11 protein-coding genes are annotated in these 16009 nt (G+C 46.2%); 6 read left to right on the top strand and 5 right to left on the bottom strand.

What is annotated here, in order from left to right:
• Positions 1 to 126: 126 nt before the first annotated feature.
• Complete coding sequence (locus tag GL182_RS06765; protein ID WP_163378881.1) at positions 127 to 741, bottom strand: TetR family transcriptional regulator; 615 nt, start codon at positions 739 to 741, stop codon at positions 127 to 129.
• A 368-nt stretch (positions 742 to 1109) separates the two neighbouring features.
• On the opposite strand from GL182_RS06765, the gene GL182_RS06760 reads away from it, so the two are divergent.
• The 4 genes from GL182_RS06760 to GL182_RS06745 all read left to right on the top strand — a co-directional run bounded on the left by GL182_RS06760 (position 1110) and on the right by GL182_RS06745 (position 10054).
• Positions 1110 to 4343 (top strand): SusC/RagA family TonB-linked outer membrane protein, encoded by a 3234-nt coding sequence (locus GL182_RS06760; RefSeq protein WP_163378880.1) that lies wholly within the window; start codon positions 1110 to 1112, stop codon positions 4341 to 4343.
• Between the two features lie 12 nt (positions 4344 to 4355).
• A complete protein-coding gene (locus GL182_RS06755; RefSeq protein ID WP_163378879.1) occupies positions 4356 to 6152 on the top strand; it encodes a RagB/SusD family nutrient uptake outer membrane protein in 1797 nt (598 codons plus the stop codon).
• Positions 6153 to 6519: 367 nt separating this feature from the next.
• On the top strand, positions 6520 to 7752 hold the full coding sequence (locus GL182_RS06750; protein WP_240469713.1) for an alkaline phosphatase family protein: 1233 nt from the start codon (positions 6520 to 6522) through the stop codon (positions 7750 to 7752).
• A gap of 91 nt (positions 7753 to 7843) precedes the next feature.
• The gene (locus GL182_RS06745) at positions 7844 to 10054 is read left to right on the top strand and encodes a DUF5916 domain-containing protein (protein WP_163378878.1); all 2211 of its coding nucleotides are present in this window, start codon (positions 7844 to 7846) and stop codon (positions 10052 to 10054) included.
• Here GL182_RS06745 and GL182_RS06740 read toward each other — a convergent pair.
• Positions 10049 to 10237 carry a hypothetical protein gene (locus tag GL182_RS06740; protein ID WP_163378877.1) on the bottom strand — a complete coding sequence of 63 codons (189 nt, stop codon included), beginning with the start codon at positions 10235 to 10237 and terminating at the stop codon, positions 10049 to 10051. The genes GL182_RS06745 and GL182_RS06740 overlap by 6 nt on opposite strands.
• 46 nt (positions 10238 to 10283) lie before the next feature.
• On the opposite strand from GL182_RS06740, the gene GL182_RS06735 reads away from it, so the two are divergent.
• Both GL182_RS06735 and GL182_RS06730 read left to right on the top strand, forming a co-directional pair.
• Positions 10284 to 11663, top strand: a complete 1380-nt coding sequence (locus GL182_RS06735) for a serine hydrolase (RefSeq protein ID WP_163378876.1) — start codon at positions 10284 to 10286, stop codon at positions 11661 to 11663.
• A gap of 408 nt (positions 11664 to 12071) precedes the next feature.
• Positions 12072 to 13730: a DUF5060 domain-containing protein gene (locus GL182_RS06730; protein ID WP_163378875.1), complete on the top strand. Its 1659-nt coding sequence runs from the start codon at positions 12072 to 12074 to the stop codon at positions 13728 to 13730.
• Positions 13731 to 14506: 776 nt separating this feature from the next.
• Here GL182_RS06730 and GL182_RS06720 read toward each other — a convergent pair.
• The 3 genes from GL182_RS06720 to GL182_RS06710 all read right to left on the bottom strand — a co-directional run bounded on the left by GL182_RS06720 (position 14507) and on the right by GL182_RS06710 (position 15981).
• Complete coding sequence (locus tag GL182_RS06720) at positions 14507 to 14821, bottom strand: DUF86 domain-containing protein (RefSeq protein WP_240469711.1); 315 nt, start codon at positions 14819 to 14821, stop codon at positions 14507 to 14509.
• A gap of 13 nt (positions 14822 to 14834) precedes the next feature.
• Positions 14835 to 15143 carry a type VII toxin-antitoxin system MntA family adenylyltransferase antitoxin gene (mntA, locus tag GL182_RS06715; protein WP_163378873.1) on the bottom strand — a complete coding sequence of 103 codons (309 nt, stop codon included), beginning with the start codon at positions 15141 to 15143 and terminating at the stop codon, positions 14835 to 14837.
• A gap of 568 nt (positions 15144 to 15711) precedes the next feature.
• The gene (locus GL182_RS06710) at positions 15712 to 15981 is read right to left on the bottom strand and encodes a type II toxin-antitoxin system ParD family antitoxin (protein WP_163378872.1); all 270 of its coding nucleotides are present in this window, start codon (positions 15979 to 15981) and stop codon (positions 15712 to 15714) included.
• Positions 15982 to 16009: the final 28 nt, after the last annotated feature.

Raw genomic sequence — 16009 nt, 5'->3', positions numbered from 1 at the left:
AAATAGAACATTTGTATCTGCCTTCGAGCATGTTTTTTTATGAAAGGTTTCGGGTCAGATCAATACAAGGACAGGAAATGGCTATAGCTCACTTAACCTAAAAATAAAAGGGGAAGATTTCGGGACTCAATCATTGTCTTGCAGGATCAATTGACTTTCTGTTTGCAGTAATTGAAACACTTGCTCTTTGAAAATTTTTAACTTTCGGTTGTATTCCTTCTCATCCTCAATTAAAGAAAGGTAATAATAAGCCCCTTCAATCACTACGAATATTTTCTCTGCCAATAGGGCCGTGTCTCCCCTGGAAAAAACAGGGTCATTATCCAGAATGGATTTTAAGGTGTTCCTGAGCTTCAGGTGCAATTTCTTGTATTCCTTCTTGATGGTTTCATCCCGAAACGTCATGGCATAACAACTAAAAAAAACACCATCGTCAAAAAGCAAATTCCATTCCCTGGAAAATAACCGGTTGACCAGTAAGTCAGGATAAACTTTATGGTCCTTTTCAAATTTGTTGATGATGGGTTTGTAGATCAGCTGATACTGATGGAGAATGTGCGCAATCAATCCCAGGACCAAAAGCCGCTTATTAGGAAAGTAATGCATGATCAAACTCGGGGGCATGCCCAGGTGTTTTCCAATTTTAGCGATCGAAACATTTTCCATTCCTTCCAGGCGGGATAAATCATAAAATCCTGAAATGATTTCCTTTTTTCTTTCCTCTCTAATGGTAGATTTCATTTATCTATAATTTTTCTTAAGGGTACCGACTTGTCCCGTATCGGAAGGTCGGGAAAGTCCTTCCCGGATTTCTTCGGGAAGATCGCGCATGTCCCTCGTCCCTCGATAGGTCTCGGGCTGTCGGAACTATAGGTGGCGTAATATGTACGGCCTTTGTCATGCTCGATTTTATACCTTTTTGAAATAAAAAGACTAATTTAGGCATAAAAGTAATCTTTATAACAGTTTTTTTTTAATTTTGATTTATTTAATATTGAATGAATATTCAATAAACGAAAAGTAACACGGGTTTAATATTGAGGTAATAGTAGCACCTTAACTTGCCGTTCGAATCAGTAAATATTTTATCACCAATACCCAAATAGTACATGGAAAAAGTTTTACAACAATTCAAAAGCATCAACAAGAAAGCAGGTTTGTTAACCTTGCTGCTGAGTTTGATGATGACCTGGACAGCCCTGGCCCAGATTACGGTCAGCGGTGTTGTCAAAGATGGGGTGGAAGATTTGCCATTACCAGGAGTCTCCGTATATCAAAAAGGAGGAAATAATGTCAGTATCACAGATATTGACGGAGCTTACAATATTGAGGTGGCATCTTCTCAATCTGAGCTTGTTTTTTCCTTTATCGGTTTTGAGACACAAAATATCATCGTAGGCGACCGTACGACCATTGATGTAACCCTTTCGGCAGAAGAAACGCTACTAGAACAAGTAGTAGTAGTCGGATACGGTACCCAAAAGAAAATCAACCTGACCGGTGCAGTCGATCAGGTATCCGGAGAGGACATCATCAACCGGCCCGTTGCCAATGTCATGCAAGGCTTACAGGGAGCCAGCCCCGGTTTGAACATCACCTATTCCGGAGGCCGTCCCGGCACCGTTCCGGATATCAATATTCGGGGTTTTACCTCCATCAACGGGGGAGGTCCTCTGATCGTGATCGACGGCATCGCCGTAGCTGACGAAGATTTGCTTCGGTTAAATCCGGCAGATATTGAGTCGTTTTCTGTATTGAGAGATGCGGCTTCTGCAGCGATCTATGGCGCAAGGGCAGCATTCGGAGTGGTGCTGATCACTACCAAGCAAGGCGGTAGTAAACAGAAAATATCCTACAATAGCAATTTCTCCTGGGGAAAGCCTACCGTGCTTCCCGGGCCGGTGACCGATCCTTACATCTATTCCCGAGTCATGGACCAGGCTACCAGCAATACGCCCTGGAATTATATTAATTTCAATGACTTTCATTATCAGTGGGCCAGAGAACGTTCCGCGGATCCCAGCGTGGAAGACGTGCGTGTAGATCCCAATAACCCCAACCAATGGGCTTATATGGGGAATAATGACTGGTACGGGTACTATTTTAACGATGCCAGTTTCTCTACCAATCAAAGTATGTCCATCAGCGGGAGTTCCAATAACGAGAACCTGCCCATGACCTATTATGTGTCCGGGGACTATACCCGTGAAAACGGTATGAATAAGCTTCAGCCCGATAATTGGGACCGCTATTCCCTTCGAGCGCGGGTAACAGCGACCCCTAAGAAATGGTTGAAACTGGATAATAACCTGAATATTTACCAAACCAAACGGGCAGAGTCTACCAATGACATCACGGACATTTATTACCTCACGCCAATAGAAGTGGCCGAAAACCCTGATGGAACCTGGGCCAACACCGATGCCGGTAGACTGGCTGCCCGTCTGGTAGATGGAGGCAGGAACCGCGAAGACATGTTTGGGTTTCATAATATACTCCGTGCCACCGGTACGTTCCTTAACGGCGACCTGACCGTAACGGGAAATGGGAGTTTTAAGCGGGAGCAGTGGATTTATGGCTGGAACGAAACAAAATTTGAGATCGGTTTTGGTCCGGATGATGTGCGCACCGAAGGGGGAGATGGCCTGGTGGCCGAGAGAAATGGCAACCTTCAAAACACCATTTTTGATTTGTATGGCAATTACACCAAGACCTTTGGGGACCATTCCATCAATGTATTGGCAGGATATAACCAGGAAAGCTATACTTATTCCTCCGTGGAATCAGAAAGAAGGGTATTGATATCTTCCTCCCTTCCTTATTTGGGCTTGACCACAGGGGATTCCTTTATCCGTCCCGGATACAGCTCCTATGCGACGCAAAGTGTGTTTGGTAGGGCCAATTATACTTATGACAACAAGTACATTCTGGAATTCAATGGCCGCTATGATGGTTCTTCCCGATTTCCAAGTTCTAACCGATGGGGCTTTTTCCCCTCCATTTCAGGAGCCTGGATTATCAGTGACGAAGGGTTCTTTCAGGACATGGCCATGGGAGCGGCTCCTACACTCAAGTTAAGAGGTTCTTATGGAAGCCTGGGCAACCAAAACGTGTCTAATTTTGGCTATTTACAGGCACTACCCACAGGGCTTTCCGATTACCTGATTGGTGGTGACCGGCAAGTGGTGGTGAACAGTGCTCCGGAACTGGCCGTGGATCCCAATTTCTATACCTGGGAAAGGGTCATTACCACCAATTTCGGAGTGGATTTGGGCCTTTGGGAGGATAAATTCTTCGCTACTTTTGATTACTTTATCCGGGATACCAAAGACATGTTGACCAATCCGGTGGAATTACCGGGCGTATTGGGCACCTCGCCTCCTCAGCAAAATGCGGCAGACCTGCAAACCAAAGGATGGGAACTGACCCTTAACTACAGAAATCAGTTTGGCAATTATGACAATCCGATACAGTTTAACTCCAAGTTTTTCGTTTCCGATTCCAGATCATGGATTACCCGGTTTGAGAACGAGCAGGGCTTGCTTTCCAATTACCGTGTCGGACAGGAAGTAGGAGAAATCTGGGGGTTGGTCAATGATGGGTTTTTCAGTACTGAAGATGAAATCAGTCAGTTGGATCAAACCGCCATTGTTCCCTGGGGTGCGCTGGATATTGTTCCCGGATGGCCAAGATATGTTGACTTAAACAATGATGGTAAAATAGAGCAGGGCATTACGGAAGCTGATTCCAAAGACCTTTCCATCATTGGAAACAGCCGACCCCGGTACCAATTGGGTGCTAACCTGAGTGTGTCCTGGAAAGGTTTTGACATGTCCATGTTCTTGCAAGGAGTAGGTCGTCAGGATTATTACCCTCAGCACTACCTTTTCTGGGGTCCCTATCAGCAGCCTTATGCCAATATTTATCCCTGGAACCTGGATTTCTACCGGGGACAGGCCGATGGTGAAGCACTGCGGGCCCAGCACAGTCAATCTTACCTGGATGCCGGTTTAGCGGATCAAAACCTGGATTCCAGGTATCCGGTGCTGCAATCCTGGCTGGCGGATAATAATTATGGTTCCGGATTGGATATACCGCAAACCGGCTATTTACTAAATGCCGCTTATGTAAGGGTGAAAAACCTGACCGTTGGTTACTCGGTTCCACAGGAAATCGCTGCCAAAATCAATGCCAGCAGGATCCGGTTTTTTGTGACAGGAGAAAACCTGTATGAGTTTTCATCCATCAAGTCCTTTGTGGACCCTGAGTCAGTCAACAACGGTTATGGTTGGTCTTATCCTTTTCAGAGAAGGTATTCATTCGGTGTAAACATTGACTTGTAAAGTAGAAACAACATGAAAAAATATAGTATTTACCTATTGGCACTTAACCTGTTCTTTTTCTCTTCCTGCGATGAAGAGTTTATGGACAGGTATCCCCAGACATCTATTTCCCCGGAAGAGTTCTTTAAGACGGAGGAAGATTTGAGATTATATGTGGATGGATTGCTTTCCATGCCTGGCATGTATGAATACCAGGCAGATCAAAGCAGTGATAATATGGCTACTACAGGGGCCATTGAAATCAAGAGCATGATGACCGGAACACCCAATTCCCAGAACATTACCGGTGGCTGGGACTGGGGCAGGCTGAGAAACATCAATTATTTTCTGGAAAACAGCCCCAATGCCGATGCAAGTATGGAAGCCATTCAACATTATGAGGGATTGGCCCGGTATTACAGGGCAGTCTTTTATTTTAATATGGTGAAGAGATATTCTGATGTACCCTGGTACGATCGGTTGCTCTCTCCTTCGGATGAAGACCTTTTTAAAGGAAGGGACTCCAGGGAAACGGTAGTGAGTGGGATCATGGATGATCTGGAATTTGCTGCTGCCCATGTCCGGGAGCAGGTTCCCAGCGGTACCCCGGGAAACTGGGCTGTGAAGGCTTTTTATGCCAGGGCAGCGCTTTATGAGGGTACTTTCAGGAAGTATCACGAGGAATTGGGACTTCAAAACACGGCAGGGGATTTTCTAACAGTAGCCAGAGACGTATCCAAAGAAATCATGGATTCAGGTAATTTTTCCCTGTACCAAACCGGAAATCCTGAAAATGATTACAAAGTCTTGTTCAATAGCCAGGATTTATCCGGTAATCCGGAAATAATTCTCTTCAATCCATATGACCTGAACAAGGACCGGAGCAGTGATATCAATTATACTGTTTTCGGCACCTATGAGCAATCTCCTTCCAGGGATTTGGTACAAACCTACCTGATGCAGGATGGATCGAGGTTTACGGATATGCCGGGATATGAAACCCTTTCCTATGTTACCGAATTTCAGGATCGGGATCCAAGAATGGCCCAGACCCTGGTTTACCCCGGGTGGGTAAGGTCACCGGAGCCAGATGCTTTTATTCCAATTATGAACAGGAATTTCACCGGTTATTTCCAGCAGAAGGGTTACAACAATACCACGGATAATGTGGCCTTGGGAAGTTTGGATTTTCCTGTATACCGATATGCAGAGGTATTGCTTACCTATGCAGAGGCCATGGCGGAATTGGGAAGTCTTACACAGGCAGACCTGGATGCCTCTGTCAACCTACTGAGGCAAAGGGCAGGTATGCCGGATTTGATGCTAACAGAGGCCAATGCCCAGCCGGACCTTTTCCTTAGTCAAAAATACCCTCAAGTGACCGGCCCCATGACCGGCGCAATTCTGGAGATCAGAAGAGAAAGAAGGGTGGAATTTGCCCTGGAAGGCTACAGGTATGATGATTTGATGCGTTGGGCATCCGGCAAGCTTTTGGAAAATATTCCTGAAGGCATGTATTTCCCTGGTTTGGGAAAATATGATATGACCGGGGATGGCGTTGAAGACATTATCCTTATTGGCAAGGATGAAGATGTGCCTTCTGATCCCGATAAGGAAACCAACGAACTGGGCAAAATGCTGATTTATTACAAAGCAGGCACAGTAGATGACAATGTAACCGTTTACCTTGAAAATGGGGCCCAGGGAGGTACTTTGGTGACAGAAACGGCCGATAGGAATTTCATGGAGCCCAAATACTATTACAGGCCCATACCCTTACAACAAGTTACCTTAAATCCCAACCTGGAACAGATTTTTGGCTGGGAATAAAATCACAAACGATGATGGAGAAGTTGCCTGAAATATTTTTCAGGCAACTTTTTTATATTTTCAAACGGGGAGTGGCAGCATACCTTTCTGACCCCTTCAATTTAAATCCATTTACCATTTGATTAAACAATTGAGTAAATACAAATTGAGCGTGACGAGGATCTCAGGCTTTAGGCTTCCCAAATAGCTATCGGGGGGAGGAACGGGCGAAATTCCCAGACTGCCGATCAGGAAGACATTTGAACACAAAGAAACAAATATAAACACATGAAATCGACACGATTAAAATCATCATTAAACACACAGGGCAATGATTATTTTAATCGTCAAAGATTCCATGTGACCACTAAAAGACAATTATAAACACATGAAATCCATGCATATCAAGACCATATTGGTAACCCTCTTATTTTTAGGGAGCACTTTTGACTTATTCGCTCAGGAAAGAAAAGCCATCTTCATTATCCTGGATGGTATTCAGCGGGAGTTATTGAAGAAAAACCCAACTCCAAATATGGATGAGATTGCCGGTAGAGGGGGCTATCATGAAGCCTATGTGGGAGGAGAAGCAGGGGGGTATTCCGAGACCCCGACCATTTCTGCTGTCGGGTACAATAGTTTGCTCACTGGTGTGTGGGTAAACAAGCACAATGTAAAAGGAAACGGCATCCGCCAACCCAATTATCATTACTGGACCATTTTCAGACATTTCAAGGAGTCCTATCCCCATAGAACTTCAGCCGTATATTCCACCTGGCTGGACAACAGGACCAAACTGGTTGGAGAGAATCTGGAAGCTACCGGACATTTGCAGTTGGATTATCATTTTGACGGCTTGGAGGTAGATACCCTGGGTTATCCCCATGACGAAGAAAGCGAATACATCAAAAAAATAGATCAGGAAGTGGCAGCTTATGCGGCTACAGATATTGCCCAAAAGGCACCAGACCTTACCTGGGTTTACCTGCAATACACAGACAATATGGGGCATAGTTTTGGTGCCAGTCCGGAAATGGATTTGGGCATTCAGGAAGCAGACAGGCAGGTGGGAATGATTTGGTCGGCCATAAAGGAACGCGAAGAAAAGTTTGATGAAGAATGGCTGATTACCATCACCACCGATCATGGCAGGGGAGAAGGAGGATTTCATCATGGGGGACAAACTGAAGAGGAAAGGGCTACCTGGATCATTTCCAATCAATCTTTCAATGAAATCGCCAGCAACACACCTGGAATTGTAGATTTATTCCCCACGATTGCGAACTATATGCATATTGGCATTCCAAAAAACCAGGCCATGGAAGTGGATGGAGTTTCCCTATTGGGAGAAGCGTATGCCTCCCACCTCAAAGGTACACTTAATGGGAACCTGTTGAACCTGAACTGGAAGGACTACGGTACCGGAGAGAAAGTTAAAATATGGGCTACCCCTACCAACCAATTCAGGTATGGCAATTCAGACCTTTACCGTTTATTGGGCGAGGCAGATTTGGCGAAAGAGACAGTAGAACTGGATTTGAAAATGAAATACGATAACCTTAAGGTAGTTTTGGAACTTCCCGAAGGCTACATGAATGTATGGCTGAAAAACCAGGATTAGCACGTTTCTTCAAAATGGCATACCATTTATGTAAATAAAGTAATATGTTTGGTGTTTAAGGGCTTAAATTGGCCTTTGAACACCAAATCTTATGAAAAAACTAATTTTATATCATTTAATATTTTTTTCAACTAATTTTATTGCACTACCTCAAGATCAGGAGCTTGTGGGTATGTACGCTGTAAAGGTAGAAGGGCCACTTAGCATTGATGGTGAATTAAACGAAAAAGTTTGGCAGGAAGATGGTTGGATTGACGATTTTATCCAGACTTTTCCCACAGATACCTTGCCGGCAATCGCCAAAACAAAGGTTAAAATCGCCTATGACGATAAGTTCCTGTACATTGCGGCCATCATGCTTAGTCCGGAACCAAGGGAGGATTACGTAAGCACCTCCCTGAGACGCGATTTTAGGGGCAACCAGAATGATGGGATCAGCTTTGTGATTGACACTTTTAATGATAAAACCAATGGCTATATCTTTGGTGTAAATCCCTATGGCGTGCAGCGGGAAGCCATGATGGGAAATGGAGGCTTACAGCCTACAGATTTTAACCTGGCCTGGGACAACAAATGGTATTCTGAAGCAGTCATATTGGAGGACCGCTGGGTGGCAGAGATAGCCATTCCCTTTTCTACCTTGCGCTATAAGGATGCCACGGACAATTGGAACGTAAACATTTACCGGATCGACAGCAAGTATTCCGAAAAAACTACCTGGACGCCCATACCCCGAAACTTTAATGTGACCCACATGGCTTTTTCCAGGAATTTATATTTCCCGGAACCATTACCGAAGTCAGGGGGGAATTATTCCCTGATCCCATATGCTGCCATGGCTACCTCAACCAACTCGCTGGAAGGTTACAGTGAACCTTTGAAACCTGCCTTTGGGGGAGACGCTAAAATCGGCCTGGGCCCGGCGATGAACCTGGACCTGACAGTCAATCCGGACTTTTCCCAGGTGGAAGTGGATGAGCAGGTGACCAATCTGGATCGCTTTGAGATTTTCTTTCCGGAACGCCGGCAGTTTTTCCTGGAGAATGTTGACCTGTTTGCCGATTTTGGGACAGACCGCATCAGGCCGTTTTTCTCCCGCCGAATTGGCGTAGACCGGGATGAATCCACCGGACAAAACGTGCAGAACCAGATCCTTTATGGGGCCAGGCTGAGTGGAAAACTGACCGATGACTGGCGGATCGGAGCCATGAATATGCAAACGGGCAGCGATCCTTTGAGGGGGATTAGTGGAAAAAATTTCTCTGTAGCCGCCCTCCAAAAGAAAGTCTTCAATCGTTCCAATGTAGGAGTCATGCTGATCAACCGGGAAACCGTAGACATGGAGAGGGGAGGGGCCAACCTGCAAGGAGGAGATTACAACCGCCTGGCCGGAATAGATTACAATCTTTTTTCCAAAGACAACCGCTGGAGCGGAAAATTCTTTTATCACCGGACCTTTGAAAAGGGGGTACAGGGGGATACCGGCACCGGACATGCCCGCCTGGCTTTCGATGACGTGAACTTCAATGCAGGTCTGGCCTATTCTTATGTGGGAGAAAACTATAATCCCCTCGTGGGCTATACCCCCCGCACCGGATATCAGCGGGTAGCTCCCGAGATAGGTTATACCTTTTTTCCGGATTCTGAGCGGGTCAACAGGCACGGCCCCGGGTTTTTATCCGAAACCTTGTGGAATTCAGCCCTGGGGGTGACAGATGAGTTGCATACCCTCAATTACCAGGTACAGTTTCATTCTTTTGCCGAAGTAACCCTAAGTGCCAACAACCAATATACCTACCTGTTTTTCCCCTTTGACCCCACCCGTACTGGAGGAGAACCTTTGGCGGATGGAACGGCTTACAGGTACAATTACCTGGGCATTGACTTTCGTACAGACCCCAGAAAATCACTGGCCCTCCGTGGTACCGGGCAGATCGGACAGTATTATAGCGGCACCATGACCAATTTTACCGGGATGGCCGAATGGCGTATCGGCTACCGTGCCAATATTACCATGAACCTGAGTTATAGCCGTATCCGGCTGCCTGAACCGCAAAATGATGCCGATTTGTTTTTGATTGGCCCTAGGGTAGACCTTACTTTTACCCGAAGCCTTTTCTGGACCACCTTTATCCAATACAACAACCAGATCGACAATATCAACATCAACACCCGGATTCAATGGCGCTATGCCCCGGTATCGGACCTTTTTGTGGTATATACGGATAATTATTTTCCCGACACCTTCGCTTCCAAACAACGGGCCTTTGTGATGAAGTTGAATTATTGGCTGAATTTATAAATAGGCTGCAAATCGGATGTCGTCCGGATCTACCGGCACGGTGAGTATTCCCCCTGGTTGTACCAGGGTCCGGCGCCAAAAGTGGTGGGACAGCGTATCCTGGCTGAAATTCTTTGCCCGCTGAAAGATCTCCAGTTGCCAATTAAAATGGACCGCCTCAGCTTGATTCTTTGGCCGAAACAATTAATTTAGAGAATGAAACCGAAGATCCCGTCTAAATCAAACCTTTATGAAACGCCTAGGAATCACGCTAACTGTCCTTTTGGTATCCTTGATAAGCTTACAGTGTCAACCAAAGAAAAATAATAAAAGCCTGGACACACTTCCTCCGGCAGTACTGGAAACGATTGAAAAACGCATCGCAGACGGGATCACCCCGGGAATGGCCATTGCCCTGATCGATTCTTCCGGCACCACTTTTCATCATTTCGGGAAGACCGCTGCGGACGGCAGCCCGGTGGATGACCATACCATTTTTGAAATCGGGTCCATATCCAAGGTGTTTACCGGAACCATGCTCGCGCAGCAGGTGCTGGATGGAGATATCAAATTGGAAGACGAGGTCAATCGCTTTTTACCGGAGGGGGTAACCGCCGCTACGAAGGGCGCCGCTGAAATTACCATTGGGCACCTGGCCGACCATACCTCCGGCTTTCCTCGCATGCCGGATAATTTTGCGCCTTCCAATCCCAACAATCCCTTTACCGACTACACGGAGGAGCAGCTATATGCCTTTATTTCGAGCTATGAGCCCACCCGGGAAGTAGGAGCTGCCTACGAGTATTCCAATTTTGCACAGGGGCTGCTGGGGCACATCCTTGCCCAAAACAAAGACATGAGCTATGAGGACTTGATGGTGCAGGTCATTGCCGATCCACTGGAACTGGGAGATACCCGTATCCAGCTTACGGACCGCATGCAGGAGCACCTGGCGCTTGGGCACAGTGGGGGAGCGGTGGTCGAAAACTGGGACATTCCCACCCTGGCCGGTGCCGGTGCCATTAGAAGCTCCGCTGCCGATATGGCCAGGTTTATAGCAGCCAATTTGGGGTACATCGACAGTGAGCTGGCAGCTGCCATGGAACTTTCTCACAAAGTCCGGCATCGCAAGGCTGGTGAGATGAAAGTAGGTCTGGGTTGGCATATCAAGGAAGGGAAGGAAGGGGATGTCATCTGGCACAACGGGGGTACGGGTGGGTACCGTACCTTTGTGGGATTTGTGAAAGAAATGGGACTTGGGGTGGTACTGCTTACCAATTCCTCTACCGGGTCTGATGATATTGGCTTTCACCTGCTCGATCCGGGATCCAAATTGGCAGACCTCAAATCTGGAACTCAGGCCGTGGATGTAGCCGAATCCACGCTGGAGGAATACGTGGGGGTGTACGAGCTGGCCCCGGATTTTTCCATTACGATTAGCAGGGAGGGGAAGCAGCTGTATTTGCAGGCCACCGCTCAGCCCCGGCTGCAACTCTTTGCCGAAAGCGATTCCCTGTTTTACCTGACAGTGGTGGAGGCAAAGGTATCCTTTGAACGGAAAGACGGTGTGGTGGAAAGCCTTACTCTCTTTCAGGGAGGAAGCGAAACCCCGGGGAAGAAAGTGAAATAAATCGGTTTTTATTCATTACTTAAAGCACAGATTTATTGAAGTTTACGCAAAAAAATCCCTCCCGACACTGATCGGGAGAGGCTCAGCCTCCCTTTGGCATTTGCTGAAATGGAGATCTGCTGCTGACCGCAGATATTTTTATCGGGCTGAAGGACGGCAAGGCTTTGGAATTCCAGCACACCCGAATGCGCACAAATCCCTCCGCCGCGGCGGAGGGAAAGGTTTTTTTTCGAGCCCATCCCGACCATTCGAACCTACACAAACCACCAACCCTTTCGTATCCCCAGCTACCTACACAAGTTGCTACCAGGTAACCGAATTAAAACCCAGGTATTTTTCGGTCATCAGCATAAAATGGCTTATATTTAAAAAAGTATACCGTATACATAAAATATAGCTGATTGGATCATGTTGAAAAAAGCTTTTTCTTTCGTTTTTGTAGGATTACTGATCCTCCCATCCTTTTCTATAGCTCAAATCCAAAATTCCCCGTTCAAAAAGGGAGCCTTGCTACAAATCGATCAATGGCAGGTAAACGATATCGTCTTTTCCGCCAAAATCGATCCCGGCACCAATCCCTTTGACATCACATTCGGGGCCATTTATACCGGACCCGATGGGCAGGTCCTGGATCTTACCGGCTTTTACAATGGCGGAAACGAATGGATCAGCCGCTTTTCGGCTGCCGAGCAAGGCACCTGGCACTTTGTCACCTATTCCTCCGAACCCAAACTCAGTGGACGGACCGGGGAACTACAGGTGCAACCCAACTCCCGGCCCGAGCAAAAAGGAGCGGTGGGCATCGATCCGGAAAATCCCCAGGCCTTTGCCTACGAGAACGGCGATCCCCATTTTATGCTGGCATTTGAACTGGATTGGCTGTTTGCCCTGGACTACGGCAACGAAGCAGGCCTGCCCAACACCGAGCAACTATTGGATCAGGTCAAAGCAAACGGATTCAATCATGTGGTGGCAAATATCTACGCCTACGATGTGGGTTGGGGAGTGGCCGAGGATGTGCCGGAAAAGTACTTCTACGGCAAACCACCCTATACCGCCTGGGAAGGCAGCAATGAAAACCCCGATTTTAGTCGCCTGAACCTGGACCTTTTTCAGCATTGGGACCGGGTGCTGGCCAGCATGCAACGCAAAGGGTTGGATGCCCACTTGATGATTTATGTCTGGAACAAATTGGTCAACTGGCCGGAAATGTACTCCCATGGGGACAACCTGTATTTTGACTACATCATTCACCGCTACCAGGCCTTTTCCAACGTGATCTGGGATGTTTCCAAAGAAGCACTGGATTACGAGCGGGCCGATCCGCCCTACATTCAGGAACGGATTCGCCGGATTCGGGAAAAGGACCGATACAACCGATTGATCACCGTGCACGATTACGAATTCAATTCCCGTTACGGGGAGCTGGTGGATTTTATTTCCATTCAGAGTTGGCGTTCCAATCTGTATTCCCTGATGCTGGAGGGAAGGGCCGTTCATGCCGGTAAGCCGGTGGTCAACATCGAACACGGGGGCTACGAAACTGGCCCCTACCAAACATTTGTCGGCAATTATACCAGCCCCGAAACCTGCCTGGTGCGGACCTACGAATGCGTATTTGCCGGGGTGTACGGTTCCTATTACTGGCAGAACAGCTCCTGGAACATCGTGGTCCACGATCCTTTTGCGGAGGGACAGGATTTTGAGCCGCCGCGGTTTGACTACTACAAGCACCTCGCCGGCCTGTTTACCCGATACAACTTCAACGAGCTGCAACCCAGCTATCCCAAGATTACTACCAATAGCCGGGTAGGAACGGACAACCTGGCCACCAATGGCTATGCGTTAAGCAATGGGGAGGGCTTGTACCTGATGTTTATTTCCAAAGACAGCGAGCGGGTCAATGCAGTGCTTCCCAAGCCGGACAGTGGAAAGATGAAAATCACCTGGTTCAATATTTTCACCGGCGAGTACCGGGAGCAAGGCAGCAGGAACTGGTCCGGCTGGATGGAACTGATCAGTCCCTGGCAGTATACCGATTCGGTGGTCATTGTGGAGGAGGGGTGAACGTGCCACTAATCAACACAAATGGCATTACCTTTTAAGGTGAAAAAATTTGGCCGGATTTTTTTTAGAAATATAGTAGACGACAAAATAGGGATAGAATTATTTTTGGTACTGAAATGATGTAATGTTGCATCAACAATTCCAGTAAAGAATAAAACCATGGCAAGACAGCGTATTTCTTTAACCAAACCAAACGACGATTGGCTCAAAGCCCAGGTCGATAGGGAAGAGTATTCCAGCAAAAGTGAGCTCGTCAACGATTTAATCCGACAAGCACGTGAACAACAAAGGCAGATTGGAGAAGAATTCTACCCTGTTAGGGTCGTGCCGTGGAATGGATGTACGTATTGCTATAAACCTATGATCCCTTTGGGATCGGGTAGTGAATGGGCATTGTGGATGGACGTTCCTCAAAAGATTTGGCTTTGGCAATGCTTGTAGCGTTTGGCAGGATGAATATTGGACAAGGTAAGACCTCGGAGAGGTCGCATGTTTATAGCCTGGATGCGATAGGAGAAACTCACGACCCCATCGGGGTCGTATTTTTCGGGATCACAATGGTTTTGGAACCTCCTTCAAATTTCGGCCAAAAAGTGTTCGGAATTTTGTTTGCTTTTTGGTTAAATCTTAGGCCATTGCAAATGGCTTAAAACAGTTTACGAGTGCAAAGGAGGTAAGAGATAGTTGGATGTAGTGGATTCTACACCCAGGTGGGGCATTGGATCATTCTCCATGATACGGTTAAAGTTGATTTGGTCTGAAAAGAAAACCAGTGATTATTTATCTTTTATTTTTCGAATTTCATCAGCTAAAACAGGAATGTTCTTTTGAATTATTGCCCACAACATCTCAGGTTCAATCGAGTCATAAGCGTGCGAAATAATGTTTCTTAATCCGATGATGTTTTTAGAAGCGGTAATTTGGAGGGCTGGGTTGATCTCCATCATTTTCCTTGTCGCTTCTCCGATGATCTCTAAATCCCGCTCAACTGCCCGCTGCAAAATGATATCATCAGAAAAATTTCGGAAGTCGTTTTGGGTTTTTTGCTTAATAGATTCAATCTCCTCAATAACGCTTTCAATATCTAGCATGTATTTGAGTAGTTTAGGCTGCATACAATTTCACTTTTGACTTAAGAACCTGTTCTTTTAGTACGGGGTTCTTAAGTGATTTGCTGGACACAAGATCTACTTTTCTACTAAGAATTTCTTGAAGCTGATCTAACAAAGAAAAGTAGTTGTCGGCATATTCCAAGACATCAATATCATCGGAAAATTCAACCAGCAGGTCTATATCGCTCTCTTCATGTATGGTATTTTTTGCAGCTGATCCAAATACAGAAATAGCCTCAACGTGATGTTGCTTACACGCTGCAATTATTTCATCTAGTTTATTTTGAATCAATTCAGTCATATTTCAAAGATAGGTGAAATTTAAAATATTACCTACGACCTCCTTCACAGGTACTGCAATCAATGTACCGGTCTAAGGTCTCGCCAAAGCCGAAAAGGATAGATTTATTGAAGCGATCCAATTTTATTGTTGAATGCCCATCATTTTTGGGAAAGGTAGAACGGAGGAGAATTCGACCCGATTGGGGTCGTGCCGTGGAATTAATGTACGTATTGCTATAAACCTATGATCCCTCTGGGATCGGGTAGTGAATGGGCATTGTGGATGGACGTTACCCAACAGATTTTACTTGGGCAATGCTTGGTAGCGTTGGATGGTAAGGGGTTGATAAGCGAAGACCTCGGAGAGGTCACATGTTTATAGCACGAAGCGATAGGAATAACCCAAGACCCCAGCGGGGTCGTATTTTTTGTGAACACAATGGTTTTGGAGCTGATAGCATCTATTTCAGAATTGAAAACAATGCGGTAGAAATCATGGCTATAATTGGCAGGCAGGATTTGGATGAAAATTCAATTTGGTATCAATACGGTCCATATCTTCGTCTGCCTTGACAGGCAAAACGTAATTAGCCATGCTGTTTTACATCGGTTTTTCCCAGCGTTCTTTTTTTGGCAAATTTCACGATCTCTTCTGCAGTCCTGATATTAGAACGGACACCACTCTCGAGCCCTTCCTGAATGGCCGCTTTGGTAATCAAAAACTCCCTGTTGTGCTCCTCATCTTTGCGAACCAAATACCGTAGGTATTCAGGTTCGGTTTTATACCCACCCTGCTTTACGGCCAAATCAATATACCGATCTAAGGTCTCTCCAAAATCGATTGTTTTTCTACCCATATCTGCTGCAATTATGCTGTAAAATTAT

This window comes from Cyclobacterium sp. SYSU L10401, from assembly GCF_010993705.1.
GTDB lineage: Bacteria > Bacteroidota > Bacteroidia > Cytophagales > Cyclobacteriaceae > Cyclobacterium.
Note: the sequence above shows the minus strand (reverse complement) of the source record. Positions and strands in the feature narration are given on the sequence as shown.